Raw genomic sequence first — 24,222 nt, 5'->3', positions numbered from 1 at the left:
GATAAATCCTTTTCTAGTTCAAGGTGATTATATAAAGAAGCTAAATTAATTAGCAGTTTTGTTGTTTGTTTATAATACTTTTATAAACAAAAGTTACCTTTTATCAATATGCAACAACACTGAAAGCCCAAAATAAGCCATGTTGTTTTTATTTCGGCTCGCTAAGATTCTCTTATTTTAAAAAAAATTTGAGTTATCAACTAAAATGAGCGAGCCGATGTATGGGAAAAATTGATTAAATCATCAATTAGTATTTTTTCCCAGTTTTGGGCGATTGACTCATTGTGGGATGAGTAGCTCCAACTTACCATCATCGTCAATGAGCATAGCTTTTAGTTGTAGCCATTACGCTGATCGCAGATGGCTGCCTAATTTTTTATGATATTTATCATGGCATAACTATTCGTCCATCTCTGAATTAAGGCGCTTTTCGATAGCCAGTTTATTAAAAATAACCATTAACTTATCTAAGTCGTCTTGAGTTTTTCTATTGTTAGCTAATTTTGCTAGTAGATATTATGAATATTTTTTATCCATTTTTATTTGTCTGTTTTTTATATTACAATATGTTAACAATAAGCAAATACACAAAATTATTTACAAGATCGATAAAATTTTAAAGCTACGCTAAAATTTGGAATTACATATTTTTTAAATGTGCTATGGCAATTAAATCCAATGTTAATAACTAAGTAAACTTGCTAATTTTGGTTATTACAAGAGCCATAACCCAAATAAAGGTATATGATATGAGGCACATCATTTATCGTTCTGATGTTAAACCGACACTCAAACAAGCAATTACCCTTTATCGTCATTGTTCGTTAGGTGAACGTCGTCCTCTTACCGATACTGCACGCTTTCAAGCTATGTTAGATAATGCTAATTTGGTGATAACCGCTTGGCATGATGAGAAATTGATTGGCATTGCGCGTTGTTTAACTGATTTTGTTTATATTACTTATTTGGCAGATCTTGCAGTGGATGAAAATTACCAACGACAAGGTATCGGTAAGCAATTAATTCAAGAAGTGAAAAACAATACTGGTAAATCATGTTCAATTACTCTACTGGCTGCACCACAGTCAGTTGATTATTATGCTTATATCGGTTTTAATGCGCATCCTTCCGCTTGGATTTTAAGAGAAAATTAAAATGAGAATCATCTTAGCATCAACATCTCAATCACGTAAAAAAGTGCTTGAAAAATTAGCTATTCCTTTTGAATGTGTGCCACCGATTTGTGACGAGACGCCACTTAAAGGCGAATCAGCCGAGCAGTTAGTCGTTCGTTTAGCCCAAATGAAAGCACAATCATTAGTTACTAGCTATCCCAATAGTTTAATTATTGGTTCAGATCAGGTGGGGGTGTTAGACGGTAATATTGTTTGTAAACCGCATACGGTTGATAATGCCCGCAAACAGCTTCGACAAAGCAGTAGTAAAGCTTTCTATTTTTATACTGGTATGACAGTAATTAATACCAAAACTCAACAACAAACCACCATTTGCGAACCGTTTAAAGTGACCTTTCGACATTTAACTGATTCAGAAATTGATGCCTACATTAGCAAAGAGATGCCTTTACAATGCGCTGGTAGTTTTAAATGTGATGAGTTAGGTATTACCTTATTTGATAAACTAGAAGGTAATGATATTAATTCGTTAGTCGGGTTACCACTGTTAAAACTAAATAAAATTATGATTGAAATGGGTTGTAATCCACTATTGTTGTAAAGCACACAAGTTAAATTCCCCCATTTTGACTTAGCGTTGTGTTAATCGACTTATTTAATCAATAAATTTTCCAGCCGACATTTTCAAAATTGTTTGGCTATAACTAGCTACATCATTATCATGGGTGACAATTAATAAGGCTGTGCCTTGCTGGTTAATTTCGGTTAATAGTTGCATGATATCCGCCGAGCTTTCGTCATCAAGATCACTGGTTGGTTCGTCAGCTATAATGATTTGTGGACGACAAATTAATGCACGTAAAATAGCAACTCTCCGCATTTCACCACCAGACATATTGGCGGGATAAGCATCTTGTAAATAACTTATTTTAGCTTTTTTAAGCAGGCTTTGTGCGTAACTTAGGCTGTTATCATTGGAACGCTTAGTTAAATAGAAAGGCAAGCGGATATTATCTAGCGCAGTTAAATTAGGGAGTAAACTACTACCTTGTGGAATATAACCAATATGTTGATTGCGAAATGCCGATACCTGTTGATCATTAAGTTCAAATAAGTTGGTTTCATTAATGGTGATTTTGCCTTGTGTTGGTGTGAGTAATCCTGCAATCATGTTAAGTAATGTTGTTTTACCGCTGCCCGATTTACCCATAATGCAAATAAAGTCATTTTTTTTCATTGAAAAACTGACATTATTTACTGCTGAAAAGGTTTGCTGGCCACGGTAATAATCTTTACGTAGATTTTTGACATTTAGTAACATTATTCGCCCTCTCTAAGCGTACTGTAAGTATCAAATTTAGTCATAGATAATGCACTATAGGTACTTGATAACGGGGCAATGATTAACGTAAGAATAAAAACTATTATTGCATATAATAGTGCATCAAATAATGAAATATTCATACACGGCAAACCGATTGATTGACAAATTAATAAGCTAAATGCATAGAGTAACACTGTTGCGATTATGATGCCGGCAATACCACCTAATGCACTGATTATTAAAGATTCTCGTAACAACATTTTGACTAGATCACGGCGTGAAGCGCCTAATATTCGTAATAAACTGATTTCGCGTTTCCGTTCATTAAGTGAAGATGAAAAAATAACAAAGATCACAATAATTGCCAGAATCCAAAAAATAGCCGATAGACTATAAACAATAGTTGAAAAGCTGGTTAACCATTTAGATATATTGCTTAACATGCCTTTAGTCATGATAAAGTCAATATTATAGTCAATAGCATATTTAGGCATAATTTGATTAACAATGTCTTTAGACTGATAATCAGAATTAACTTTGATAAAAATTGACGAAGCATAATCTGCAAAATGGTCAATATCGCCCTCAATTAACTTAGCTTCTTTCATTAATGATTGCGCTGCTTGCATGGTCATAAAGACTGACGTGTCGAAGCCCATACCGGTACTATCCATTTTTGCAGCGATTTTAAATGGGTGATTAAAAAACATGATTTCACTGCCTGCATTAGCACTAATTTTTGAACCGACAACGACTTGATTGTCAGTAAGAGGTGCTGAGAGTTGTGATTGCAACCAAGGTTTAATCACAAAATCACTATGCTGATCAAAACCAATTAATTGGACTTTAGATGAACAACAACCTGCATTTAGCGATGCAATAAATAGTTGTGGTGAAATAGCATCGATGCCTTTGATCGCTTTTATTTTATCGATCAAATCAACTTTTAAATAAAAACTACTCGGTTCACCACGCAATAAGGCAACTTCTAAATTTTTTTCATAACCATGGGGGACAATAAGAATATCAGCTCCTAACCGATTCGCCATGCCAGTAATACCCAAGCTAAGGTTTTTCATTAGCACGCTACCACCAAACAGTGTTGCAGAAAAAAGCATGATAATGATAATCAAACAGCAACTGCGAAATGGTCGTCGCTGTATATTGCGCCACGCTAAATTTGCCATAGTGATCGGTTTTTCTTGCATGTTAACTTCCTGCTGGTGTAATTAAAAAGTATCTTTTTTTATGCCGAATAAAGATAAATAAGCGTTTAGCCTTTAAAAGTTAAATTGTCGATTTTTAGTCTTTTTATTTAAATAATAAGTGTTAATGATAGCAATAATAAATAATAAACTAGATAATAACACTAAGGCTGGTTTTGCCCCCATATTACATCGCATCATTTCGTTAGAGCAAACGCCAATTAAAATGGTTGGAATTGCTATGGCTAATAACGAAATACAGGCAAGTGCCATACTTAATCCCATGCGAACAAAGGCAGTACTGCTAATTAATAGCAATGTGCCAATAGTTATCACTAAACAACCAATACCGATTTCAGCTCTGGCTGTCCAAAAACATTTCATGATTTTTCCTGTACTAGCATGCATGTGCCCACTATGCGCAAGCTCACTACTAGTGCTACTCATTGTATCAATCGGTGTGGTTACAGCTTCAGGCGGTGGACAAACTGGCAATATATATAATGGAAATAAAATAATTAACACACCAATAACGATAAAAATACTTGACGAAATAATACGATTTTTCATATACGACAACCCATTGTTGATTAGTTGTTTATAACACGCGCAATTTTGCCGTGCTCAAGTACTACTGTAGTTTGAGCATGTTTTGACACTTCTGGAGAGTGAGTAACGACTATTATTGTGCTACCTTCTTCGTGTAGCTGATGCAGTAAATTCATGACCATCGTTTCATTACTTTCATCTAGATTACCAGTTGGCTCATCGGCCAAAATTAATTTGGGGTAATTAATCAATGCTCTGGCAATACATACACGCTGCTGTTCACCGCCTGATAGCTGCCTTGGTAAGTGTTTAGCTCGTGCAGCAAGCCCAACTCGTTCTAATGCTTGCATAGCTTCTTTTTCATCAACCATGCTGTGATAATATTGTGCAACCATCACATTTTCTAAAGCAGTTAAATATGATACTAAGTGAAATTGTTGAAATATTAGTCCTATCTTATCTCGGCGAATTTCGGTCAATTCGGGCAAAGAAAGTTGAGTAATATCTTGCCCATCCAAAATGACTGAGCCCAATGAAGGCTTATCCATGCAACCAATGATATTCATCAAAGTGGTTTTACCACTGCCTGATGGTCCCATAATTGATAACCATTTGCCTTCTTCAACCGTTAGATTCACTTCAGACAGCGCATGGAGCGAACCATAAATCTTAGACACATTGTTTACTTCGAGTATATTCATACTTTATATCCTATTCGCCACGCAACACTAACGCAGGCTCTATTTCAAGTGCACGTTTTACTGGAATTAAACATGCAATGACTGTTACTATCGTTGAAATAATAATCGTGGTTGGGATTAAATAAAACTCAATAATAACGGAGCGCCCAAACACACTACTGCTTATGATTTGAGCAAAAATAAGCCCGCAAATAGCACCTATAATTCCTCCTACGACACCTAAAACTAATCCTTCAGCTAAAAACTCTTTGGCAATACTTATATTATTTGCGCCTATTGCTTTTTTAAGACCAATTTCTTGACGGCGCTCCATAACCACTGTCATCATGGTGGTAGCAACACAAATCATGGTAAGTATCAGCACGATAAAAGTAACTAAGTAAAGTAATGAAGATAGTTTACCTAATACCGAAGATTCCGATTTTATTACCCATTTAATTAAATGAGGCTCAAGTGTTGTCATTTGGTTTTTAATGACTTCAATGTAGTGTTGTAACTCAGATTCTGTTGCAGTAATACTGACTTCAATAACTTCAGCTTGTTCGTTTTCTTCAAGTAGTTGTTCTAGCGCATGCAAGTCAATAAAGATAAAACCATCTTCTGCCCGTCCTGTTTTAACAATACCCGTAATTTTAAGTTCTTCATCAAAACGGGAATCTTGTTTTGATTTGCCCAAAATGGGCATAGTGTTGCCAACGGTTAATTTTGCAAAATTAGCAATATCGGTACCAATAAGTATTTCATGTGAATTTTGCGGTAATGTTCCTTCAATACGCCAATAGGGGCTGGTTTTAGTAATTTGTTTAAAGTCTGTTCCCACAATCGTATAAGGTTGCTGATTGCTACGAATTAAATCATAACGAAATGGCGTGACGCCAAGCAATTTATCTTTTGGTAGAAGGTTTACCGCTTTATTGACATCAGCTATTGCCACAGTTGGTTGATTATTAGTTGGCAATAATAGAAGATTGGCGCCATAAGAACGGAATTCTTGTCCCATTTGCCGTGGTATATCATAACAAAGTGTAATCATACCAAGCAGTACAGTCGCACCTATGGCAACACCAAGTAAAGCAATAGTGATGCGCGAACAACGGCGAATAAGCGAACTCAGCACCATTTTAATGATAAAGCGTTTATTGTTATTGATCATAATACTTACCTTTCATCTTATCGGCCATGTAACACATCGGTTGGGCGTAAAAACATCATAATACGTAATGCGGGTAAGCTACCTAAAAAAGTGATTAGGCAAACCATAATTATAACTAACGGAACAATGATCATTTTAGGTTCAACAAATGAACCAAATACGGTATAACCTATAATTTGCGCAAAACCAAGGCCAATAAAATAACCCAAAACGCCGCCGAGTAAGGCAATAATCAAAATTTCAGTGAGTATTAACATAGCAACAGCCGTATTGGTTGCGCCAAGCGCTTTTAATAAACCAATTTCAGTACTTCGCTCTATTACATTGGCTGTTACCAAATTCGAAATAGCTAGAGCAGAACAAACTAGTGATAAGATAGTGAGCAATAACATTAATAATTGCGTTTTTTGTAAAATAGAGCCTTCAGACTCGGCAACCTGCATAATGGCCTTTACACGCACATTGGGCATTAACTCTTCCAATTGATAAGCAATTGAGCTGATATAAGCGGTGCAATACCATGTATCCCACTCTGTTCTGGATAAGCTATTTGGATCTTGTGCTGCTTTTCTGGCAAGTTCGTTTTCAGGTGTGGTTAATGCGCTGACTTCAACTCGTTCAACCAATCCTTTTTTATTAGCAAGATCTTGTGCCACAGGTAACGAAACAAAAAGCTGCGTATCTTCAATTCCACCACTATGAAAAATATTATTAATTTTCAATGTGATCTTTTTGTTTGTTTGAGGTGAGACGATATCGATTGAGTCTCCTAGCTCTAAATTCCACTGTTTAGCAATAGATTCCCCTACCATAACGGCTTGTATATTATCATCAGTTATAGTGTTACCTTCAATTGCCCACCATGACTTCATGGCTAATATACCTGTATCAACTTGATCACCTGTCGGTATATTAAGGTGTTTATTAAACCAAGTTCCAACTACTGTAACAGGTTTATCGTTAAAAATAGCTTGAGTTGTTAAAAAGGGCGCAAAATCAACAATATTGTAAGCCCAAAAAATCATTTTAATTTTCACAAGATCTTCTTGCTTAATATATTGTAATGTCTGTTGCCTACCATTATTGTCGAGTTGATACATTTCATTAATAATGGCATTACCACGAGGAACAATGTTTAAATTAGCACCATAAGCTTTTAATTCTTGATTAACTTTATCGCCAACATCAAACATTACATTTAACATAGCAGTAGCAAGCGAAACACCTAAAGCGATAGTTAAAGCAATAAGCAAGACTTTCTTTTTTTGGCGAACTAACACGCTTATTAACATTCTGCTAAACATTATCCAATTCCTTTTAATACGTTTTTATTTAAAACGACTTTTTTCTGCTTCAAGATTAGCAGGACGGATCACCATGTTACCATCAATAATTTCATATTTAAGTGGTACAGGATTACAACCACCAGGAAATCCAATTGTGGCAATATTCATCACTACATCACATAAAATACAAACCACTTGATCACCCCGTTGGTAATAACCACTTGCTCCACAAATATCACAAGCATCAAATCCAACACCATAAGCATTATCGCTTTTTTTTATGATAATAAAGCGAACTAAGGTACCATCGGTTGCTTGGTAGCCATAACGATGTAAATTACCATCATTGACTTTATCAAGAGAAATAACAATTAATCCATCACTATTAGGTGATATTGGTTCTGCTGGTGTAAGTTCTACTCCTTTTTCAAAAATATAACGAGCACGCGTTACGGTATAAGCGGTTATCGCCGAACCTGCCATAATCAATAGCGCATTTCTTCTATCGTTGCGCAATTGCGCTTTAAGTTTGCGAATTTGAGCAGGGTTGCTGCCTACTAATGAGGTGGTTTTTGACTTTATGAACAAGATTAAAGCTAAACCAAGCACAATTGCCATAAAAATAAAAGTGAAGCAATTAACATGGCTAAGGATAAAAATGACTAATTCCATCATCCATGGTTGTGATGAAATAAAGCGCCTAACAATTAGAATTTGTAGAATATTAATACTGTTTTGGATAGTGAAAATAATGATAGACAGTGAAGTAATGACAAAAACAAATTTAGCAGATAAGCGATCGCCGACGCGGTAAATAAATAATCCTGTTAGCAAAACAACAAGCAAAGAAAAACTATAACCAACCCATTTAAACAAGTAATCATTATTAAATATAGAATCCATCCCGACTGAAAATTCGAATGGATAGAGTATTAAATTGGGTAAGAACTGGGCACTTATCGAACCGATACCAAGCGTAAATAGGAGTGAAAATAAGATTATGCCAACGCAGTTATCAATAGTTTTTTGTAAGTAAATGCTAGCCATTAGTGGTATAGCAATTATAACCCAAAGCGTAATTACTCCAAGATCATAAAACTCACGAACCGCCAAGCCAGTATTACGTTTTAAAATGGCATAAATCAATGATGCTATCAATCCCAATATAAAACCGAACAAAATACTCTTTTTACCATAAGGAAAGGTTGATTTTACAATCGCTGCACTTAGTAGTGCCATCATCATTACAGGAACGAAAGTATTATCGGTAATATTAATAAGATATTGAAGCATATTTATTGCCTAGCTATTCCAAATGTTATTGGTGAGCACAAGCTCACCATAACTGATGATCAATTATTAAATATAATTATACTTAGTTTTTTCTAATAATTACCATGCACGCGGGATATAATCAAAGTCCCAAGAAACTTCGATTGGCTTTTTCCAAAAACGCCCCTCGACACCTGTTTCTTTATCTACGTGTAACAAATAACCTTGCTTTTCTGGATTTTCAATAATAAATGTAACTTTATATTTACCAGCACCGTCAAGCTTAATATTATTACCATAATGAGGACCATCCGATGCATTCATTGGCATAAAGTTACCTTCGATAGCTTTATCACTGCCTTGTTTTTGAATTTTATATTTAACGGTTAAATAAGGTACAAAATCGCCGACACCATAACCTAAATTATTACCTTCAGCAGCCGAGATATCCGCTTCAATATGCATATCTGATTTTGATGCAGGAAGCCCCCCCATACTAGCTGGCTCCATATCCACTGGTTGGAAATAAACAGCACCAATGTGTAATGGGCCAACAGTGACTTCATCACCAATTGGAAACTCCTCAAATCCTTTTTGTTCACCTGGTGCTGGCGCCGCTGCGTGAGCAAATGAAGATAAAGCAAGCATTGAGGCAATACTCGCTGATAAAACTAATTTTTTCATTGAAAACTCCTTCACGTTGTTTTTGACTACTTTTTATTTTCATAATATTTATGCAATATTCTAACCATACATTCCAAATGGTTTGAATTAAATAATATTAGTCATGCTTACCATTTTTTGTTTTTATGGTTGCATTGAAATTTGTAATACATAACTGACACTAACACAATAAATACCATAACAACTTGTGGTAATAAAGTTTCGATTGTTGGGTAAATACCTAATACTTCAATAGAGTGCACAAAATCAACAGGCGTAACAGTAATAATATCTGCTTCTTGGAGTTCTTTTACTCCACCTCCAGCAAAAGCTATCGCCATGATATACATCAAAATACTCGTGCCTATAAAGAAAGGTCTGATTGGTAACTTCATAGTACCAAAACGAATAACAACAAAAATAATTGCAAGAACAATCGTTCCTATCACAAGTCCATACCAAACCATATGTATGTGTTCTTTAGCTTCAGTAATCATGGCTTGATAAAATAAGATTGTTTCTGCTCCTTCTCGAAAAACAGCTAGAAAAGCAGCGAAACCTAAAGCTAAACAACTACCAGATGAAACAGCAGTTTGTACTTTTCCTTCAACATAACTCTTCCAAACTTCAGCTTCTGCCTTTGAAAACATCCAATTACTAATAAAAAATAACACTATAGTTGCCAAAAGCATAGCAACGCCTTCAATAATTTCTTGATTTGCACCACTGATATCAAACACAGTATAAAGAGCAATAGCAGCTAAAATACTGGCAAAAACTGCAACAATTGCGCTCATATATACCACTTTGACCATAGCAATATTACCAGAACGCACTAAATAAGCTGATATTGCTGCAATCACTAAAATAGCTTCAAGACCTTCTCGAAAGATGATAATAAACGATGCGAATAAAACACGCCAGCCACTCTCTTTTTTACCATCCAATTCGTTAGCATCTTGATGCAGCATTTTTAAAATAGTGTCAATTTCTGCTCGAACAACTTTATTGGGAGCACCATTTGTCATTAATCGTTTAATTTTAGCAAATTGGTATTCGGTATCAGTGCCTCGTTTGCCCGAAATATAAGACATAACAGCACGCTCAACACCATGTTTTTCATAAAAGCCAAAATAAGCTTCATTAACGCGGGCTTTTGCACGTTCAGCATCTGTCATGAAATAGATATCATAAGCATCATTTAAAATTTCATCCATTTCATCAACAATGGCATTCCAACTTTCATACTTTTTTGCTTGTGCATAAGAGGTTGGCGCAAAAGCAATTAAGCTTGCAATAAATAATAAAACCAGTGTTAAATATTTTTTCATAATTATTTAATTGCCTTTTATTTTCCTAATATCAGCATACCAAGAGGCTTGCGATCTTCAGGCAATTCTAGTGCTTGAATTATGGCATCTGACTTGATGGAATGAATATAACGAGCATTTAATTTCAATGCTGCCGCAGCTAAATAAGCATTCTGACTCATTGCGCCAACAGCAGTATAATTAAAGTGAGCACTTTCTTCGGGATTTATATCAGCCAATACATTAGCATCTGACACAAAAATTAATGAATAGGCGGCTCGCTTAGTAAAATTTTGCAAACCAATGTCGGCGCGAATATCTTTATTATTAATTTCTCTTAAATAATGACCTTCCCACTCATATAAAAAAGTGCCTTTTTCACTAGCAATATAAATTCGTACATAAGGAGGCTTACCTTTAACCATTGGTACTGTCCATCCTGTTTTACCTCGGTTCAACCCACTTGCTGCCCAAAGCACTTGTGAAAGTTCCTCATCAGAAATCTTACCAGTAGGAAACCCGCCACCAGATGTTGAAGCACGTTTTTTTAAGCTTTCAAATAAGCTCATTCCATCTTTTATTTGTGGCTTAGGTAATGAAATATCGGCATAACATAACGCGAAAGGAATCAACGATGATAATAGAATTAAAGCTAATTTTCGTACATAACACGACATAGTAATACCTAATTATTTGACATTATTGGCGATATCTTATTGCTAACGGTTTCAATTATCAACATCAAATGCTAATAATTATCATTTGATATATGAAAAGTCTGCTTTTGCCATTAGCACTTTTCAAGTTAGGCTATGAAGATAATGTGATAAATTAAACAGCATTAACCGATATTTTTATTTTTTTATGTATTGAGTATATACTTTAGCAAAATTGATTTTTGAGAAATTGAGTAACAAATCTTATGCCATTATCGACATTCATTGTTTTACCTCTTTTTATTATCACAATTGTTTTTGCCTCGCTCTTTAAAAAGAAAAAATGGCAATTTTTAATCGTAACTTTATTAACGATTTTTATTGTAATGGAGCTAACTTCTATCTACTTTAGTGGTGGATTTATTGATTATCAGTTTTATGTGAATTTAAATATAAATGATATTATAGAAGGGCTATTTATTTTTAAATTGCAAGCAGTTTTGGTCATTGTAGTCTTTTTTTCTTTCATTTTTTTACTATTAAAACTCGCTAATTGGTGTAAAGGGAAATGCCGATTATTGCCTCGTGCGTTACTCGCTGTTATCGCTATATTTTCAATTAGTTACCACAATGGACCATTAAGCCGGTTATATGAAATATATCAGGTTACTAGTGCTCCGCGCGAACCATTTGAGCAAGCATTGCAATCACTCAACATGACTAATTACACCAATAAAAACCAGCTTGTTAGTCAACAAGGTAAAAATATTATTGTGTTATCATTAGAATCGTTTGAACAAGGTTTTCTCGACTTTGAAGATATTACACCTAATTTACGGCATCTTCGCCAAGATTATACTTTTTTTACCAATATGCCAATGAGCCCTGGAAGCACTTGGACGACTGCTTCCATGTATACTTATATGACAGGCATGCCATTTTTAATTGGCGGTTACACAACATCCCCATTAATGCGTGCAAACCAAACAAACTTAGTTAGTTTGGGTGATGTGCTAAAACAAGCTGGATATCAAACCCGTTATGTGATGCCTAGCCCTGATTTTGCTGGTATTGGGCATACTGCTGAGCTTTTGGGTATGCAAGTCATTTCGGAAAAAAATTACGTTGGGCAATACCCAGCAGCACCATTTGGATTATATGACAAAGATATTTTTGATGTTGCGCAAAAACAGATTACACAAATGCGTCAAAATAACCAACCATTTGCCTTATTTGTATCAACCGTTTCAACTCATGCTCCAAATGGTTTTGATGACGAAAGAATGAAATCAATTATTTCACCCAAACCAGATAATATGTCTTTTGTTGCTGCTTCATTAGATCATAATTTAGGGTTATTTATTCAACAATTAAAAGATAAAGGGGTATTAGAAAACACTGTATTTTATATTTTCCCAGATCATTTAATGATGGGATCTGGTACGCCAACCATTAATCGCCTTTCACAAAAAGAGCGCAAGCTTTATCTATTAACTAACGCAAGTATACAAGATCTACAAAAAACACCCGATCAAACCATTTACCAAATTGATTTGCCTCGTTTAATTTTAAATGGGGCACAAGTTGCAAGTAATGGCAAATTTCTAACTGACTATTTATCTGCCCCTAATTTTGATAAAAAACAGTTTATTGAAAAAAATAAAGCCAATATCGCAACGATCAATAATTCAGCACAGGTATTTAAATAGGTGCCGAAAATGGGGGTTGATACATTGCTTTTAGTTGGCTCGACCAGTTTTTTAGGGATGATTTCGCTTGGGTCTGATTTCTTTTTAGTGTTAAAAACAGCTTAAATTATCGCCGAAAAACAGCGTTATTTACTTGTTTAGATGTGATCACGGCTATTTTGATTCATATTAGCTATTGCGTTGCCGGTCTTGCGGTGCTGATTGGCACCATTCCATTGCTCTATAACACGCTACGCTATACTGGTGCCACTTACCTTATATGGCTTGGCTTTAAAGCATTATTTGCCCATAATGCGACCACTTGCTTAGTTGGCAAACAACCAACCAACTAAGCAGCTAATTTCAGTAAAATTGGCTTTTATGCAAGGTTTTTTATGTAATCTACTTAACCCTAAAGCAACGTTATTTTTTCTGGCAATTTTTACGCAAATGCTTGATGCTGAATCATCAATGATTGATAAACTTATCATTGCATTTATCATTTGGATTGAAGCCTTTTTTGGTGGCCTTTTGTGGTGTTTGTTTTTCAAAATCAAACAATACAATGGCGTTATTTTAAAATTCAATCTATTTTCGATAAATTATTCGGTAACATTTTAATTACATTAGGCGTAATAGTTGCTTAAAGTTGCTTTCGGACTTTAAGTTACTCTAATGTTGTGAACTCATATTTACTTTCAAGCACCTGTTTACCTGAAAGGTTTTGACAAAAAGACTTTCTTTTTTGAATATTCGCTCGTTAATTGTTAAACTGATAACAATTATAACTTTTATAATCGATTGCTTTTATTTACCGATTATACATTCACCGGACACTGATTTTTTTATTCGACAGGCTAATTGAAAATGGATAAATTATTACAATATGGTCGAGAAGTTCTTGAACTAGAGTTACAAGAAGCGGAAAAGTTACCTAACCGGCTTGGCAAAGATTTTATTAATGCATGCCAGCTTATCTTAACCACCAAAGGTAAGGTTGTTGTTTCAGGTATTGGAAAATCAGGACATATTGGAAAAAAAATTGCTGCATCGTTAGCAAGCACGGGCAGCCCCGCTTTTTTTATGCATCCTTCGGAAGCATTGCATGGCGATTTAGGCATGGTAACAGCCAATGATGTGGCTATTTTAATCTCTTATTCCGGACGGGCAAAAGAATTTAATATTATTCTGCCTATCCTCGCTGCAATGAATGTACCTGTAATTGCAATTACTGGCGGAGTTGATTCACCATTGGCTAAATCAGCTCAAGCTGTTTTAAATATCTCGATAGAAAAAGAGGCCTGCCCAATGGGATTAGCGCCAACATCAAGCTCAACCAACACATTATTGATGGGTGATGCGCTGGCGATTGCTGTAATGCGAGCTCGAGGTTTTAGAGAAGAAGATTTTGCTCGTTCCCACCCAGCAGGTAGTTTAGGTGCTAAATTACTTAATCATGTCAGAGATGTGATGCGAACAGGCGATCGAATACCTAAAGTTCCACAAACAGCAACGGTTCTTGATGCTATGCTAGAATTAAGTCGAACAGGTGTAGGTTTAGTTGCAATCTGTCAGAATAATAATAAAATAATTGGAGTATTTACCGATGGCGATTTACGTCGGTTATTATTGAAAAATGGTACATTACAAGATAGTATTTTGGATGTTATGACTAGCCCTGGATACCTTATCCCTGATAATTGGAAAGCGGTTGAAGCATTAAAATCCTTTAATGATCATAATATTACCGCTGCACCAGTCGTTAACAATGAGGGTGAATTAGTCGGTGCTTTAAACATTCATGATTTGCATCAAGCTGGTATTAGCTAAAACTATTAATAAATACCTATTGCCAAAAGGTACTATCTATTGAGATAATTACCGACCTAAATTTTTGTCGTTAGACGGAGATCAAAGAAAAAGTTACACAATTGAATTTTGCATGATTTTTAATCAATTCAAATTGATGTTGTGTTGTATATTTTAACCAAAATTAATAGATGATGAAACTACAATGGCAGAAAAGCGAAATATCTTTCTAATTGGCCCTATGGGGGCAGGAAAAAGCACAATAGGCCGACAAATTGCGCAACAGTTAGGCATGGATTTTTTTGACTCAGATCAAGAGATTGAGAAACGTACTGGAGCCGATATTGCATGGATTTTTGACCTAGAAGGAGAAGAGGGATTCCGTGCCAGAGAAGAGAAAGTCATTAACGAATTGACTGAAAAACAAGGCGTAGTTCTGGCAACTGGTGGTGGTTCTGTCTTATCAAAAGAGACACGCAATCGATTGTCAGCGCGTGGAATTGTTGTTTATCTTGAAACAACCATTGAAAAGCAAATGGCAAGAACACAAAAAGATAAACGTCGTCCATTACTGCAAGGCGGTAACACACCTCGTGAGCTTTATGAAGAACTTGCAGGTGAACGTGAACCTCTTTATGAAGAAATTGCCGATATTACCATTAAAACTGATGAACAAAGTGCCAAAGGTGTTGCCAGTTATATTATTGATAAAATAGAACAGATTTAAGCAACTTATTTTGGAAGTAATAGCTATTAATGAAGTAATAAACCTTTTTATAGGTTAAGGAGTAAGTATGCGTGTAGATAAAGATGACCGTTATATTTCAGAGCAACCGAGTAAGGACTCTACGCCTTCACTAAAGTTGCTAAACCTTCTTCAAAATTTTCCAAAGAAAAAGTTAGTTATCTTCGGTTCGATAGCCATTATTTTTCTATTATTGCTTGGCTTGACTATTTTTTACTCTTCTCGCGAAAATGAAGTAACAGCATTAACACCACCTACCGTTAATGATGTTACGGCAACAGAAGAAACTAACAGTTTGATTTCGAATGGACAAAGTGGTGCGGTTGTTAATGGATCTCAAACTGAAAGTTCTGATAATACAGATGATAGTTTAAGCTCAATAGATAATCTAAATTCTGAGGTTAAGGGGCACTCTAATACTATTACAACACAAAATAGCAGAACTAATGCTGGTATTTCTAATAATATAAATGTTTCACAATCAACTAATACTAAGAAAAATAATAATGATCATGATAAAAAAACAGTTAATCGTAAAGAAGAAAAAGCTGATTTAGGGAAAAAAATTAAAATAAGTAATGATCATTATGTTATTCAGCTAAGTGCATCCAAATCAGTTGAGGGTTTGAAAAAATTTATTAAACAAAATAATATAACTAATTACCATATATATAAAACTGAATACAGTTCAGGAACGTGGTTTATTTTAGTAAAAGGTGATTATTCATCAGCTAATGAAGCACGTAAAGCTATTAAATCTTTACCATCAGCACTCTTAAAAGATAAACCATGGGTTAAATCGGGTGCGGTTGTTAATAAAGAAAAAATAGAAAAATAATAAGTAATATCGTTTATTTATCCAATCAACGACAAATAGGAGTATCCGTTGAAGAAGCAACGAGCCTTTTTAAAATGGGCTGGAGGAAAGTATGAGCTTGTGGACACAATCAAACGGTATCTTCCAGAAGGCGATCTATTGATTGAGCCTTTTGTCGGAGCTGGTTCTGTGTTTTTAAATACAAACTACGAAAACTATATTTTAGCGGATATCAATCAAGACTTAATTTCACTATATACCTTGTTACAATCAACTCCAGATCAATTTATTCGTGATCTCAGATTGCTTTTTACTACTCAAAATAATCAACCTGATGCGTTTTATCAGCTTAGAGATGTATTTAATCATAGTAAAGATCGATATTTTAGATCATTATTATTTGTTTATTTAAACCGACATTGTTATAACGGTCTGTGCCGTTATAATAATAGTGGATTATTTAATGTGCCATTTGGGCGTTATAAAACCATTTATTTTCCTGAAAAAGAACTTTATTTTTTTGCAGAAAAAGCACAAAAAGCGAAATTTATTTGCGCACCTTATCATGAGGTCATGAAGAAGGCAGAAAGAAATTCGGTTATTTATTGTGATCCTCCCTACATATCCCCAAATCAATCAGTAGGGTTTACAGCTTATTATTCAAATATTTTTGGATTTGAAGAACATAAAAACTTGTCGAAATTGGCTGAAACTATAGCATATAAAAAGAATATACCCGTGCTAGTATCTAATCATTATACTGATTACACAATGACTCTTTATAGCAAAGCAAGCGAGCTTTATCGCGCAGAAATGCGTCGTTCAATTAGCTGTGCAGGTGAGGGTCGTAAAAAAATTGATGAGATTTTAGCGCTCTATAAAAAGTCATAATCAGGCTTGAATATAAAATGAGTTATCATGAGGTAGGTTATGAGAAAATTTATTATTGCTCCATCAATATTGTCAGCTGATTTTGCGCGCCTTGGTGAAGATGCACAAAAGGTCATTGACGCTGGAGCCGATGTTATCCATTTTGATGTTATGGATAACCATTTTGTACCTAATCTAACAATGGGAGCGATGTTTTGTAAAGCACTGCGAGATTATGGCATTAGCGCACCTATTGATGTGCATTTGATGGCATCTCCTGTTGAAGAGCTAATAGTCTCATTTGCTAAAGCTGGTGCTACTAATATCTCTATTCATCCAGAAGCGACGATTCATTTAGATCGTTCATTACAATTAATTAAAGATCATGGTTGTACGGCAGGTATTGTACTAAATCCAGCCACACCACTGGATTATTTAGATTATGTCATGGACAAAATTGATATTATTTTGTTGATGAGCGTTAATCCTGGCTTTGGGGGGCAATCTTTTATTCCCGCAACCTTGAAAAAATTACAACAAGTTAAACAACGTATAATTGCATCAGGATTAAATATTCGTTTAGAAATTGACGGTGGGGTAAAAGTAGAAAATATTGCTGAAATAGCTAAAGCAGGTGCAGATATGTTTGTTGCTGGTTCGGCGATCTTTAATCAGCCTAATTATAAAACAGTTATTGATGCAATGCGTAAGGAGCTAGCAGGAGTTATACATGAATAAACTAGACAATATTCAAGCGATAGCATTCGATTTAGATGGTACATTAGTTGATAGCGTACCAGGGCTAGCATTGGCGACACAAAATATGCTAGCGGAGTTGAATTTACCAACCATCAGCAATGAGCAGATCAAAAATTTCGTTGGTAATGGTATTGATGTCATGCTAGAACGTGTTTTTAAAGCCATTAGTATTGAGCCATCAAAAGAACTATTCGCCAAAGCCAAGATATTATTTAACCAACATTATGATAAAGCTATTGATGCCGAAACTAGGCTGTTTCCGAATGTTAAAGAAACTTTAAAAGTGCTTTATGATAATCATTATCCACTTGCATTAGTGACCAATAAGCCAGCCCAATTTTTACCTGCATTACTAGCGTCATTAGGCATAAAAGAGTTCTTTTCGCTAGTGCTTGGCGGTGGAGATGTGATTAAATTAAAACCACATCCAGCGCCTTTGTATCAAGTAATGGCGAAATTTGGATTGTTTAGCGATCAGTTACTTTTTGTTGGTGATTCGAAAAACGATATCACTGCTGCGCAAAATGCCAACTGCCCAACTGTTGCCTTAAGCTATGGCTATAATTATGGCGTTTCAATTGCTACTAGCAATCCCGATTTTTTATTTGACGATTTTAAAGATATATTAACAATTCTACCTCAGCCAAAAACTGATGCAAAAAAATAATGAGTATAAATTAGGAATAAATTATGAGTAAACCGATTGTATTTAGTGGCGCTCAGCCATCAGGGGAACTAACACTTGGCAACTACTTAGGTGCTTTAAAAAATTGGGTGTCTTTGCAAAACGAATATGATTGCGTTTATTGTATTGTTAATCAGCATGCAATTACCGTACGTCAAGATCCAAACAAATTACGTAAAGCCACATTAGATACACTAGCGCTTTATTTAGCTTGTGGTATCGATCCACAAAAAAGCACTATTTTTGTACAATCACATGTGCCTGCACATGCAGAGTTAGGCTGGGCTTTAAATTGCTACACCTATTTTGGTGAACTCAGCCGTATGACGCAATTTAAAGATAAGTCATCACGCCATTCAGAGAATATCAATGCAGGGCTATTTGATTATCCTGTGCTTATGGCTGCTGATATTTTACTCTATCAAGCAAACTTAGTTCCTGTTGGTGATGATCAAAAACAGCATCTTGAACTATGCCGTGATATTGCTATGCGTTTTAATGCGCTTTATGGTGATATTTTTACTGTTCCTGAGCCGTTTATTGCCAAGGTTGGTGCGCGCGTTATGTCATTGCAGGAGCCGACTAAGAAAATGTCTAAATCAGATGAAAACCGTAATAATGTGATTGGGTTACTCGAAAATCCAAAAGACATTGAGAAGAAAATTAAACGTGCGATGACTGATTCTGATGAACCACCTGTAGTACGCTATGATCTTAAAAATAAAGCTGGTGTTTCAAATCTACTTGATATTTTAACTGGTGTGACAGGTAAACCTATTGCCGAGCTTGAAAAAGAGTTTGAAGGTAAAATGTATGGTCACCTCAAAACAGAAGTTGCAACGCAAGTCATTGACATGCTAACTACCTTGCAAGCTAAATATCGTGAGTATCGTGACGATGAGCATTATCTATTTTCAATCATGCAAGATGGGGCTGAGAAAGCACGTTCAAAAGCCGAGCCAACGTTGAAAAAAGTCTATGATGCAATCGGGTTTGTATAATTGCAAAATCAATAACAGATTGCGACTAAAAAATGAATGATATGCAATGGCTTTAATAACTAAGTAAATGGATAATGGTTAAAGCCATCTAAATATATAGGCTAGTTATGAAGATTATTATTCTTGGTGCAGGACAAACAGGTAGTGCACTTGCGGAATATCTTGTTACCGAAAAACAAAACGATGTTACTGTGGTGGATGAAGATCATGATAGATTGCAATCGCTACAAGAGCGTTTTGATTTACAGGTAATTTGTGGAAAATCATCCTATCCTCAGGTATTAGAAAGTGCTGGCGCTGAATCGGCCGATATGCTTGTTGCTGTAACTAACTCTGATGAAGTCAATATGATGGCCTGCCAAATTGGTCATGTCTTATTTAGTATTCCACAAAAAGTGGCTCGCATTAGAGCGCCTGAATATAATGATGAAAATTATCCTTTTTTCAATAAAGACTGTATTAATATCGATCATATTATTGCCCCAGAAAATCTTATCACTAATCATATAAGTCAATTAGTTCAATACCCTGGCTCATTGCAATTTGCTTCTTTTTATGATAACCGAGTGTGTCTAGTGGCGGTAACGGCTTATTATGGCGGTGCTTTAGTTGGCAGTGAATTATCCGAGCTCAAAGAACATTTACCTCATGTTGAAGCGCGAGTGGTTGCTATTTATCGTAAAAACCGCTTTATTCGTCCGCTTGGCTCAACCTTGGTTGAAGCGGGAGATATGGTGTATTTTATTACGCCACCAGTTAATATCAAAGCTGTAACCAGTGAACTACAACGATTAGAAAAACCTTATAAGCGAATCATTATTAGTGGTGGTGGTAGTGTTGCTGTCGCTTTAGCAAAGCGTTTGGAAAATGATTACCAAGTCAAGTTAATTGAACGCAATGCTGAGCGAGCCGAACTCATTGCCGAGCAACTGGTTAATACCACAGTGTTGCATGGTGAGTCATCCGATCAAGAATTACTTTCACAAGAGCAAGTCGAACTTACCGATCTTTTTATTGCAGTCACTGGTGACGATGAATCCAATATCATGTCATCTATGCTTGCCAAAAGAATGGGCGCAAAAAAAGTGATCGTACTAATTCAACGCCAAGCCTACCTTGAATTGATTAATGATAGTGTGATTGATATCGCAATATCGCCACAACATGCCACCATTTCAGAACTATTAAGTCATGTAAGACAAACTGGTATGGTTAAAGTCGTTTCGCTAAGGCAAGGCGAATCTGAAATTGTCGAAGTGGTTGCCAAAGGCAATAATGATACATCAAGACTGGTGGGTAAAAATATTAATGGCTTAAAACTACCTTCAGGCGCAACAATTGGAGCAGTTGTTCGTGGTGAAGATGTAATTATTATTAATACTGATTTGATGATAGAAGATAATGATCATCTAATCATCTTTTTGCCAGATAGAAAGGCAATAACAGATATTGAAAAGTTATTACAATAGCTTGTTAAAAACTGATAGTCAGTTCATAATGAATGAGTAAATTTTGACTCGGGGTGTTTTTTGTTTTGACAAAAAACTGAGATTTTACCCGTTGAACCTGATCTGGATCATGCCAGCGTAGGGAAGTCTTAGCCGTCTTAGCTTTAATTTGGCAAATTCTTCCCAATATTTTAGTTCTAAAATAACAGGGAATAAATATGTTAGACAATAAGCCATTTCAATTAGTACAAGCAACGCCTTTTATCCATCATGTAAAACAACAAAACCCATTAGTGCATTGTATTACAAATGATGTCGTGCAAAATTTTACCGCAAATGTGTTACTCGCTATTGGAGCATCACCAGCAATGATTATTGCCAAGCAAGAGGTGGAATCATTTGTCGCCATTGCGGATAGTTTATTGATTAATATTGGCACCATTAACAGTAGCACAGCCAAAAGTATGTTATTAGCAACAACCCAAGCTTTGCAAACACAAACTCCATGGGTACTTGATCCTGTCGCTGTGGGGCGGGCGCTTGATTATCGAACTGAAATTGTACGTCAATTACTATCATTAAAGCCAACAGTCATACGCGGTAATGCATCAGAAATATTAGTACTAAATGGTGAAAATGGAGCATCGAAAGGACCTGATGGTCAAAACTCAACGACATCTGCTGTACATGCAGCCAAAGCACTTGCACAAAAATATCAAACGATTGTTGCAATGACGGGGGATATTGATTATATCACTAACGGCAACATCTTATATAGCATTACTGGTGGGGATATTGCTTTAACAAAAGTAACAGGAACAGGCTGTGCACTATCTGCTATGGTAGCTGCTTTTATTGCCAATTCACCAGATCCTTTATCAGCTACCGCCTCAGCTTGTTTTATGATGAAAAAAGCAGGTCAACGTGCCAATAAACAGCAAGGATTAGGTACCTTTGCGGTATCATTACTAGATCAACTATCTCTATTTAATTCATTACATCAATAAGGGACAAGATGAAAAAGCAATTAGATTTAACGCTTTATTTGATCCTTGATCCATTATTATGTGGTGGTATTAGTGGCATGGTAAATACCACAAAAATTGCTGTTTCTAATGGGGCAACTGCAGTACAGTTAAGATCTGAACATAAGTTTAGCGGTAAAGATTGGTATTATGCCGCATTAGCATTGAAAGAAGCGCTGAATGAAACGCCCGTACCACTGTTTATTAATGATCATGTCGATATTGCTTTAGCCGTTGATGCCGATGGTGTACATATTGGACAAAGTGATCTTCCTGTTGATGCTACTCGTCAATTAATTGGCAGAGATAAATGGTTAGGATTTTCGATCGCTAATCGACGGCAACTTGATAGCGTTCCATGGCATAAGGTTGATTATATTGGTATTGGTCCTATCTTGCCAACAGCAACGAAAAAAGGTGCAGCAGTAGCACTGGGAACCGAACAATTAATTGAACTAATAGAACTAAAGCAATGTCCTGCTGTAGCTATTGGCGGTATTGATGAAAATAATGTGACTAACGTTATTCAAACAGGGATCGACGGCGTTGCTGTGGTTTCAGCTATTTGTGGTAAACAAGATATTGAGCAAGCGACGTTATCGCTCATTACTCAAATCAAGAAGGCTAAATAGGGTATACATTATGACAACAATTGCATTAACCATTGCTGGGTCAGATCCCAGCGGTGGCGCAGGAATTCAAGCCGATTTAAAAACTTTTTCGGCACTCGGGGCTTATGGCATGTCAGTTATCACTGCATTAACGGCACAAAGCACACGAGGGGTTGATGCGGTATTAGCTATTACCCCTGAATTTGTTGCAGCTCAATTCAATACGCTATATCAAGATATTCAGATTAATAGTGTAAAAATGGGAATGCTAATGAATAAAGAGATAGTTATAGCTGTTCACCACCTTCTTAGCACAAATTCTATTCCTGCTATCGTCTTAGATACTGTAATGATAGCTAAAGGAGGACATCCCTTGCTCAAATCTGATGCCATAACTGCTATTCGTGAGTTATTATTACCCTTAGCAACCATTGTTACTCCTAATATTCCTGAAGCAGCAGCACTACTTGATTGTGGTGAGGCCAAAAACGAAGATGATATGCAAAAGCAAGGGGATGAATTACTCAAATTGGGTTGCAAAGCGGTTTTAATGAAAGGCGGGCATTTGTTAGGTAGTCAAAGCCCTGATTATTTGATAACCCAAGATAATGTAATAAGAATAACTTCTCCACGAATTCAAACTAAAAATACTCACGGAACAGGTTGCACACTATCTGCAGCAATTACCGCATTATTACCCAAATATAATTTAGTAGAAGCCGTAATGCAGGCTAAAAATTATTTGCAAGGAGCCATTAGCCATGCTGATAATTTAAATATTGGTAACGGAATTGGCCCAACACACCATTTTTACCGTTGGTGGTGATAGCACAATAAATAGTCTAAAAGGGATTTAAGTTGTCAGCTATTACATATAACAACAAATCCCATATTTCAACTAATGCAAATCTTTTGCTTCACTTGTGCTACAGGTAAGTGTTCCTTTTTTTCCTTGTTCATCTTCAAAATAATCAGCCCAACAACTTTTCATTGATAAATCAATTTTTTTTATTAGCTCAATTCTACTGCCATTATAAGAGCAACTAACATAATAAGGTTCAACATCAGCTTTAAAATCGACTTCCCATATTAATTCATGTTTCTTACCTTCAACCAATCCTTTTGCTGGTTTTAAACTGACCTTTCTAGAAGGTTTACCGTGATAAACAATCATGCTACTAAACGATACCGTTAAACTATTTATATCATCAGAAACCTCCCATCCATTAGGCCTGTTTTCAACTTTTTCTTTAACCTTGATGTTTTGTGGACAATCAATTTGATAGGCATTAACAAAAAAAACCGCTCCAAACCAAGCCATAATAGCTAGAGTAACACTCAATATTTTCCTTTTCATATTATCTATCCTTCTAACAATTACCTATTAATAAAAAGATAAAAGCATTCTAAGATTTCAAAAAATCATGCTAATATCTTAAATAAAAACAATTATAATTATTTATAAGTCATTAAGCTATTTTCACCATGTTCTCTAAATTAAACGAGTTT

At 35.6% G+C, this 24,222-nt stretch carries 25 protein-coding genes, 1 pseudogene and 1 riboswitch; of the genes and pseudogenes, 15 read left to right on the top strand and 11 right to left on the bottom strand.

The annotated features are described in order from the left end of the window. Positions 1-749 precede the first annotated feature (749 nt). Positions 750-1,154 carry a GNAT family N-acetyltransferase gene (locus A9G45_RS09445; RefSeq protein WP_065567859.1) on the top strand — a complete coding sequence of 135 codons (405 nt, stop codon included), beginning with the start codon at positions 750-752 and terminating at the stop codon, positions 1,152-1,154. A 1-nt stretch (position 1,155) separates the two neighbouring features. Continuing rightward, the gene (locus A9G45_RS09440; RefSeq protein ID WP_065567860.1) at positions 1,156-1,737 is read left to right on the top strand and encodes a Maf family protein; all 582 of its coding nucleotides are present in this window, start codon (positions 1,156-1,158) and stop codon (positions 1,735-1,737) included. A 54-nt stretch (positions 1,738-1,791) separates the two neighbouring features. Here A9G45_RS09440 and A9G45_RS09435 read toward each other — a convergent pair whose 3' ends face one another. The 10 genes from A9G45_RS09435 to A9G45_RS09390 form a co-directional block, all read right to left on the bottom strand. Then, a complete protein-coding gene (locus A9G45_RS09435; RefSeq protein ID WP_065567861.1) occupies positions 1,792-2,457 on the bottom strand; it encodes an ABC transporter ATP-binding protein in 666 nt (221 codons plus the stop codon). After that, positions 2,457-3,668, bottom strand: a complete 1,212-nt coding sequence (locus tag A9G45_RS09430; protein WP_065567862.1) for an ABC transporter permease — start codon at positions 3,666-3,668, stop codon at positions 2,457-2,459. Before A9G45_RS09430 ends, A9G45_RS09435 begins: the two co-directional genes overlap by 1 nt. 72 nt (positions 3,669-3,740) lie before the next feature. Then, positions 3,741-4,235 (bottom strand): DUF4418 family protein, encoded by a 495-nt coding sequence (locus A9G45_RS09425; RefSeq protein ID WP_065567863.1) that lies wholly within the window; start codon positions 4,233-4,235, stop codon positions 3,741-3,743. A gap of 20 nt (positions 4,236-4,255) precedes the next feature. Beyond that, a complete protein-coding gene (locus A9G45_RS09420) occupies positions 4,256-4,915 on the bottom strand; it encodes an ABC transporter ATP-binding protein (RefSeq protein ID WP_065567864.1) in 660 nt (219 codons plus the stop codon). Positions 4,916-4,925: 10 nt separating this feature from the next. Next, positions 4,926-6,068 (bottom strand): ABC transporter permease, encoded by a 1,143-nt coding sequence (locus A9G45_RS09415; RefSeq protein ID WP_065567865.1) that lies wholly within the window; start codon positions 6,066-6,068, stop codon positions 4,926-4,928. Positions 6,069-6,085: 17 nt separating this feature from the next. Further along, positions 6,086-7,372 (bottom strand): ABC transporter permease, encoded by a 1,287-nt coding sequence (locus A9G45_RS09410; RefSeq protein ID WP_065567866.1) that lies wholly within the window; start codon positions 7,370-7,372, stop codon positions 6,086-6,088. 24 nt (positions 7,373-7,396) lie between these two features. Next, the gene (locus A9G45_RS09405; RefSeq protein WP_065567867.1) at positions 7,397-8,647 is read right to left on the bottom strand and encodes a Fe-S-containing protein; all 1,251 of its coding nucleotides are present in this window, start codon (positions 8,645-8,647) and stop codon (positions 7,397-7,399) included. A 99-nt stretch (positions 8,648-8,746) separates the two neighbouring features. Next, complete coding sequence (locus A9G45_RS09400; RefSeq protein ID WP_442903039.1) at positions 8,747-9,274, bottom strand: iron transporter; 528 nt, start codon at positions 9,272-9,274, stop codon at positions 8,747-8,749. A 143-nt stretch (positions 9,275-9,417) separates the two neighbouring features. Next, positions 9,418-10,620 carry an FTR1 family iron permease gene (locus tag A9G45_RS09395; protein WP_065567869.1) on the bottom strand — a complete coding sequence of 401 codons (1,203 nt, stop codon included), beginning with the start codon at positions 10,618-10,620 and terminating at the stop codon, positions 9,418-9,420. A gap of 17 nt (positions 10,621-10,637) precedes the next feature. Further along, a complete protein-coding gene (locus A9G45_RS09390; RefSeq protein WP_065567870.1) occupies positions 10,638-11,276 on the bottom strand; it encodes a nitroreductase family protein in 639 nt (212 codons plus the stop codon). Between the two features lie 245 nt (positions 11,277-11,521). Here A9G45_RS09390 and A9G45_RS09385 point away from each other — a divergent pair, with 245 nt between their 5' ends. The 13 genes and pseudogenes from A9G45_RS09385 to thiD all read left to right on the top strand — a co-directional run bounded on the left by A9G45_RS09385 (position 11,522) and on the right by thiD (position 23,539). After that, positions 11,522-12,964, top strand: coding sequence for an LTA synthase family protein (locus A9G45_RS09385; RefSeq protein WP_065567871.1), 1,443 nt, complete (start codon positions 11,522-11,524; stop codon positions 12,962-12,964). 9 nt (positions 12,965-12,973) lie between these two features. Further along, a pseudogene (locus A9G45_RS15005) lies at positions 12,974-13,590 on the top strand (LysE family transporter). A gap of 220 nt (positions 13,591-13,810) precedes the next feature. After that, positions 13,811-14,773 carry an arabinose-5-phosphate isomerase GutQ gene (gutQ, locus tag A9G45_RS09375; RefSeq protein ID WP_065567872.1) on the top strand — a complete coding sequence of 321 codons (963 nt, stop codon included), beginning with the start codon at positions 13,811-13,813 and terminating at the stop codon, positions 14,771-14,773. A 184-nt stretch (positions 14,774-14,957) separates the two neighbouring features. Further along, positions 14,958-15,479, top strand: coding sequence for a shikimate kinase AroK (gene aroK / locus A9G45_RS09370; protein WP_065567873.1), 522 nt, complete (start codon positions 14,958-14,960; stop codon positions 15,477-15,479). 67 nt (positions 15,480-15,546) lie between these two features. Then, the gene (locus tag A9G45_RS09365) at positions 15,547-16,335 is read left to right on the top strand and encodes an SPOR domain-containing protein (protein WP_065567874.1); all 789 of its coding nucleotides are present in this window, start codon (positions 15,547-15,549) and stop codon (positions 16,333-16,335) included. 48 nt (positions 16,336-16,383) lie between these two features. Then, positions 16,384-17,205: a Dam family site-specific DNA-(adenine-N6)-methyltransferase gene (locus tag A9G45_RS09360; RefSeq protein ID WP_065567875.1), complete on the top strand. Its 822-nt coding sequence runs from the start codon at positions 16,384-16,386 to the stop codon at positions 17,203-17,205. 39 nt (positions 17,206-17,244) lie between these two features. After that, positions 17,245-17,922: a ribulose-phosphate 3-epimerase gene (gene rpe, locus A9G45_RS09355; RefSeq protein ID WP_065567876.1), complete on the top strand. Its 678-nt coding sequence runs from the start codon at positions 17,245-17,247 to the stop codon at positions 17,920-17,922. Continuing rightward, positions 17,915-18,610 (top strand): phosphoglycolate phosphatase, encoded by a 696-nt coding sequence (locus A9G45_RS09350; RefSeq protein ID WP_065567877.1) that lies wholly within the window; start codon positions 17,915-17,917, stop codon positions 18,608-18,610. Before rpe ends, A9G45_RS09350 begins: the two co-directional genes overlap by 8 nt. A gap of 23 nt (positions 18,611-18,633) precedes the next feature. Further along, the gene (gene trpS, locus A9G45_RS09345; RefSeq protein WP_065567878.1) at positions 18,634-19,629 is read left to right on the top strand and encodes a tryptophan--tRNA ligase; all 996 of its coding nucleotides are present in this window, start codon (positions 18,634-18,636) and stop codon (positions 19,627-19,629) included. A 107-nt stretch (positions 19,630-19,736) separates the two neighbouring features. Next, positions 19,737-21,098 carry a Trk system potassium transporter TrkA gene (trkA, locus tag A9G45_RS09340; protein ID WP_065567879.1) on the top strand — a complete coding sequence of 454 codons (1,362 nt, stop codon included), beginning with the start codon at positions 19,737-19,739 and terminating at the stop codon, positions 21,096-21,098. A 39-nt stretch (positions 21,099-21,137) separates the two neighbouring features. Next, a riboswitch (TPP riboswitch) is annotated at positions 21,138-21,239 on the top strand. Between the two features lie 56 nt (positions 21,240-21,295). Further along, complete coding sequence (thiM, locus tag A9G45_RS09335; RefSeq protein ID WP_065567880.1) at positions 21,296-22,084, top strand: hydroxyethylthiazole kinase; 789 nt, start codon at positions 21,296-21,298, stop codon at positions 22,082-22,084. 8 nt (positions 22,085-22,092) lie between these two features. Beyond that, positions 22,093-22,734, top strand: a complete 642-nt coding sequence (gene thiE, locus A9G45_RS09330) for a thiamine phosphate synthase (protein ID WP_065567881.1) — start codon at positions 22,093-22,095, stop codon at positions 22,732-22,734. Between the two features lie 10 nt (positions 22,735-22,744). After that, on the top strand, positions 22,745-23,539 hold the full coding sequence (thiD, locus tag A9G45_RS09325; RefSeq protein ID WP_065567882.1) for a bifunctional hydroxymethylpyrimidine kinase/phosphomethylpyrimidine kinase: 795 nt from the start codon (positions 22,745-22,747) through the stop codon (positions 23,537-23,539). Between the two features lie 72 nt (positions 23,540-23,611). Here thiD and A9G45_RS09320 read toward each other — a convergent pair whose 3' ends face one another. Continuing rightward, entirely contained in the window at positions 23,612-24,070 is a 459-nt protein-coding gene (locus A9G45_RS09320) for an STY0301 family protein (RefSeq protein ID WP_141673655.1), read from the bottom strand. Between the last annotated feature and the right edge of the window lie 152 nt (positions 24,071-24,222).

This window comes from Gilliamella sp. HK2 (genome assembly GCF_001690265.1).
Taxonomy (GTDB): Bacteria; Pseudomonadota; Gammaproteobacteria; order Enterobacterales; family Orbaceae; genus Gilliamella; species Gilliamella apicola_C.
Note: the sequence above shows the minus strand (reverse complement) of the source record. Positions and strands in the feature narration are given on the sequence as shown.

Excerpts from the sequence above, each read along its gene's own strand:
- A9G45_RS09445 (WP_065567859.1), top strand. The coding sequence starts at position 750 with ATGAGGCACATCATTTATCGTTCTGATGTTAAACCGACACTCAAACAA.
- A9G45_RS09440 (WP_065567860.1), top strand. The coding sequence starts at position 1,156 with ATGAGAATCATCTTAGCATCAACATCTCAATCACGTAAAAAAGTGCTT.
- A9G45_RS09435 (WP_065567861.1), bottom strand. The coding sequence starts at position 2,457 with ATGTTACTAAATGTCAAAAATCTACGTAAAGATTATTACCGTGGCCAG.
- A9G45_RS09430 (WP_065567862.1), bottom strand. The coding sequence starts at position 3,668 with ATGCAAGAAAAACCGATCACTATGGCAAATTTAGCGTGGCGCAATATA.
- A9G45_RS09425 (WP_065567863.1), bottom strand. The coding sequence starts at position 4,235 with ATGAAAAATCGTATTATTTCGTCAAGTATTTTTATCGTTATTGGTGTG.
- A9G45_RS09420 (WP_065567864.1), bottom strand. The coding sequence starts at position 4,915 with ATGAATATACTCGAAGTAAACAATGTGTCTAAGATTTATGGTTCGCTC.
- A9G45_RS09415 (WP_065567865.1), bottom strand. The coding sequence starts at position 6,068 with ATGATCAATAACAATAAACGCTTTATCATTAAAATGGTGCTGAGTTCG.
- A9G45_RS09410 (WP_065567866.1), bottom strand. The coding sequence starts at position 7,372 with ATGTTTAGCAGAATGTTAATAAGCGTGTTAGTTCGCCAAAAAAAGAAA.
- A9G45_RS09405 (WP_065567867.1), bottom strand. The coding sequence starts at position 8,647 with ATGCTTCAATATCTTATTAATATTACCGATAATACTTTCGTTCCTGTA.
- A9G45_RS09400 (WP_442903039.1), bottom strand. The coding sequence starts at position 9,274 with ATGCTTGCTTTATCTTCATTTGCTCACGCAGCGGCGCCAGCACCAGGT.
- A9G45_RS09395 (WP_065567869.1), bottom strand. The coding sequence starts at position 10,620 with ATGAAAAAATATTTAACACTGGTTTTATTATTTATTGCAAGCTTAATT.
- A9G45_RS09390 (WP_065567870.1), bottom strand. The coding sequence starts at position 11,276 with ATGTCGTGTTATGTACGAAAATTAGCTTTAATTCTATTATCATCGTTG.
- A9G45_RS09385 (WP_065567871.1), top strand. The coding sequence starts at position 11,522 with ATGCCATTATCGACATTCATTGTTTTACCTCTTTTTATTATCACAATT.
- gutQ (WP_065567872.1), top strand. The coding sequence starts at position 13,811 with ATGGATAAATTATTACAATATGGTCGAGAAGTTCTTGAACTAGAGTTA.
- aroK (WP_065567873.1), top strand. The coding sequence starts at position 14,958 with ATGGCAGAAAAGCGAAATATCTTTCTAATTGGCCCTATGGGGGCAGGA.
- A9G45_RS09365 (WP_065567874.1), top strand. The coding sequence starts at position 15,547 with ATGCGTGTAGATAAAGATGACCGTTATATTTCAGAGCAACCGAGTAAG.
- rpe (WP_065567876.1), top strand. The coding sequence starts at position 17,245 with ATGAGAAAATTTATTATTGCTCCATCAATATTGTCAGCTGATTTTGCG.
- A9G45_RS09350 (WP_065567877.1), top strand. The coding sequence starts at position 17,915 with ATGAATAAACTAGACAATATTCAAGCGATAGCATTCGATTTAGATGGT.
- trpS (WP_065567878.1), top strand. The coding sequence starts at position 18,634 with ATGAGTAAACCGATTGTATTTAGTGGCGCTCAGCCATCAGGGGAACTA.
- trkA (WP_065567879.1), top strand. The coding sequence starts at position 19,737 with ATGAAGATTATTATTCTTGGTGCAGGACAAACAGGTAGTGCACTTGCG.
- thiM (WP_065567880.1), top strand. The coding sequence starts at position 21,296 with ATGTTAGACAATAAGCCATTTCAATTAGTACAAGCAACGCCTTTTATC.
- thiE (WP_065567881.1), top strand. The coding sequence starts at position 22,093 with ATGAAAAAGCAATTAGATTTAACGCTTTATTTGATCCTTGATCCATTA.
- thiD (WP_065567882.1), top strand. The coding sequence starts at position 22,745 with ATGACAACAATTGCATTAACCATTGCTGGGTCAGATCCCAGCGGTGGC.
- A9G45_RS09320 (WP_141673655.1), bottom strand. The coding sequence starts at position 24,070 with ATGAAAAGGAAAATATTGAGTGTTACTCTAGCTATTATGGCTTGGTTT.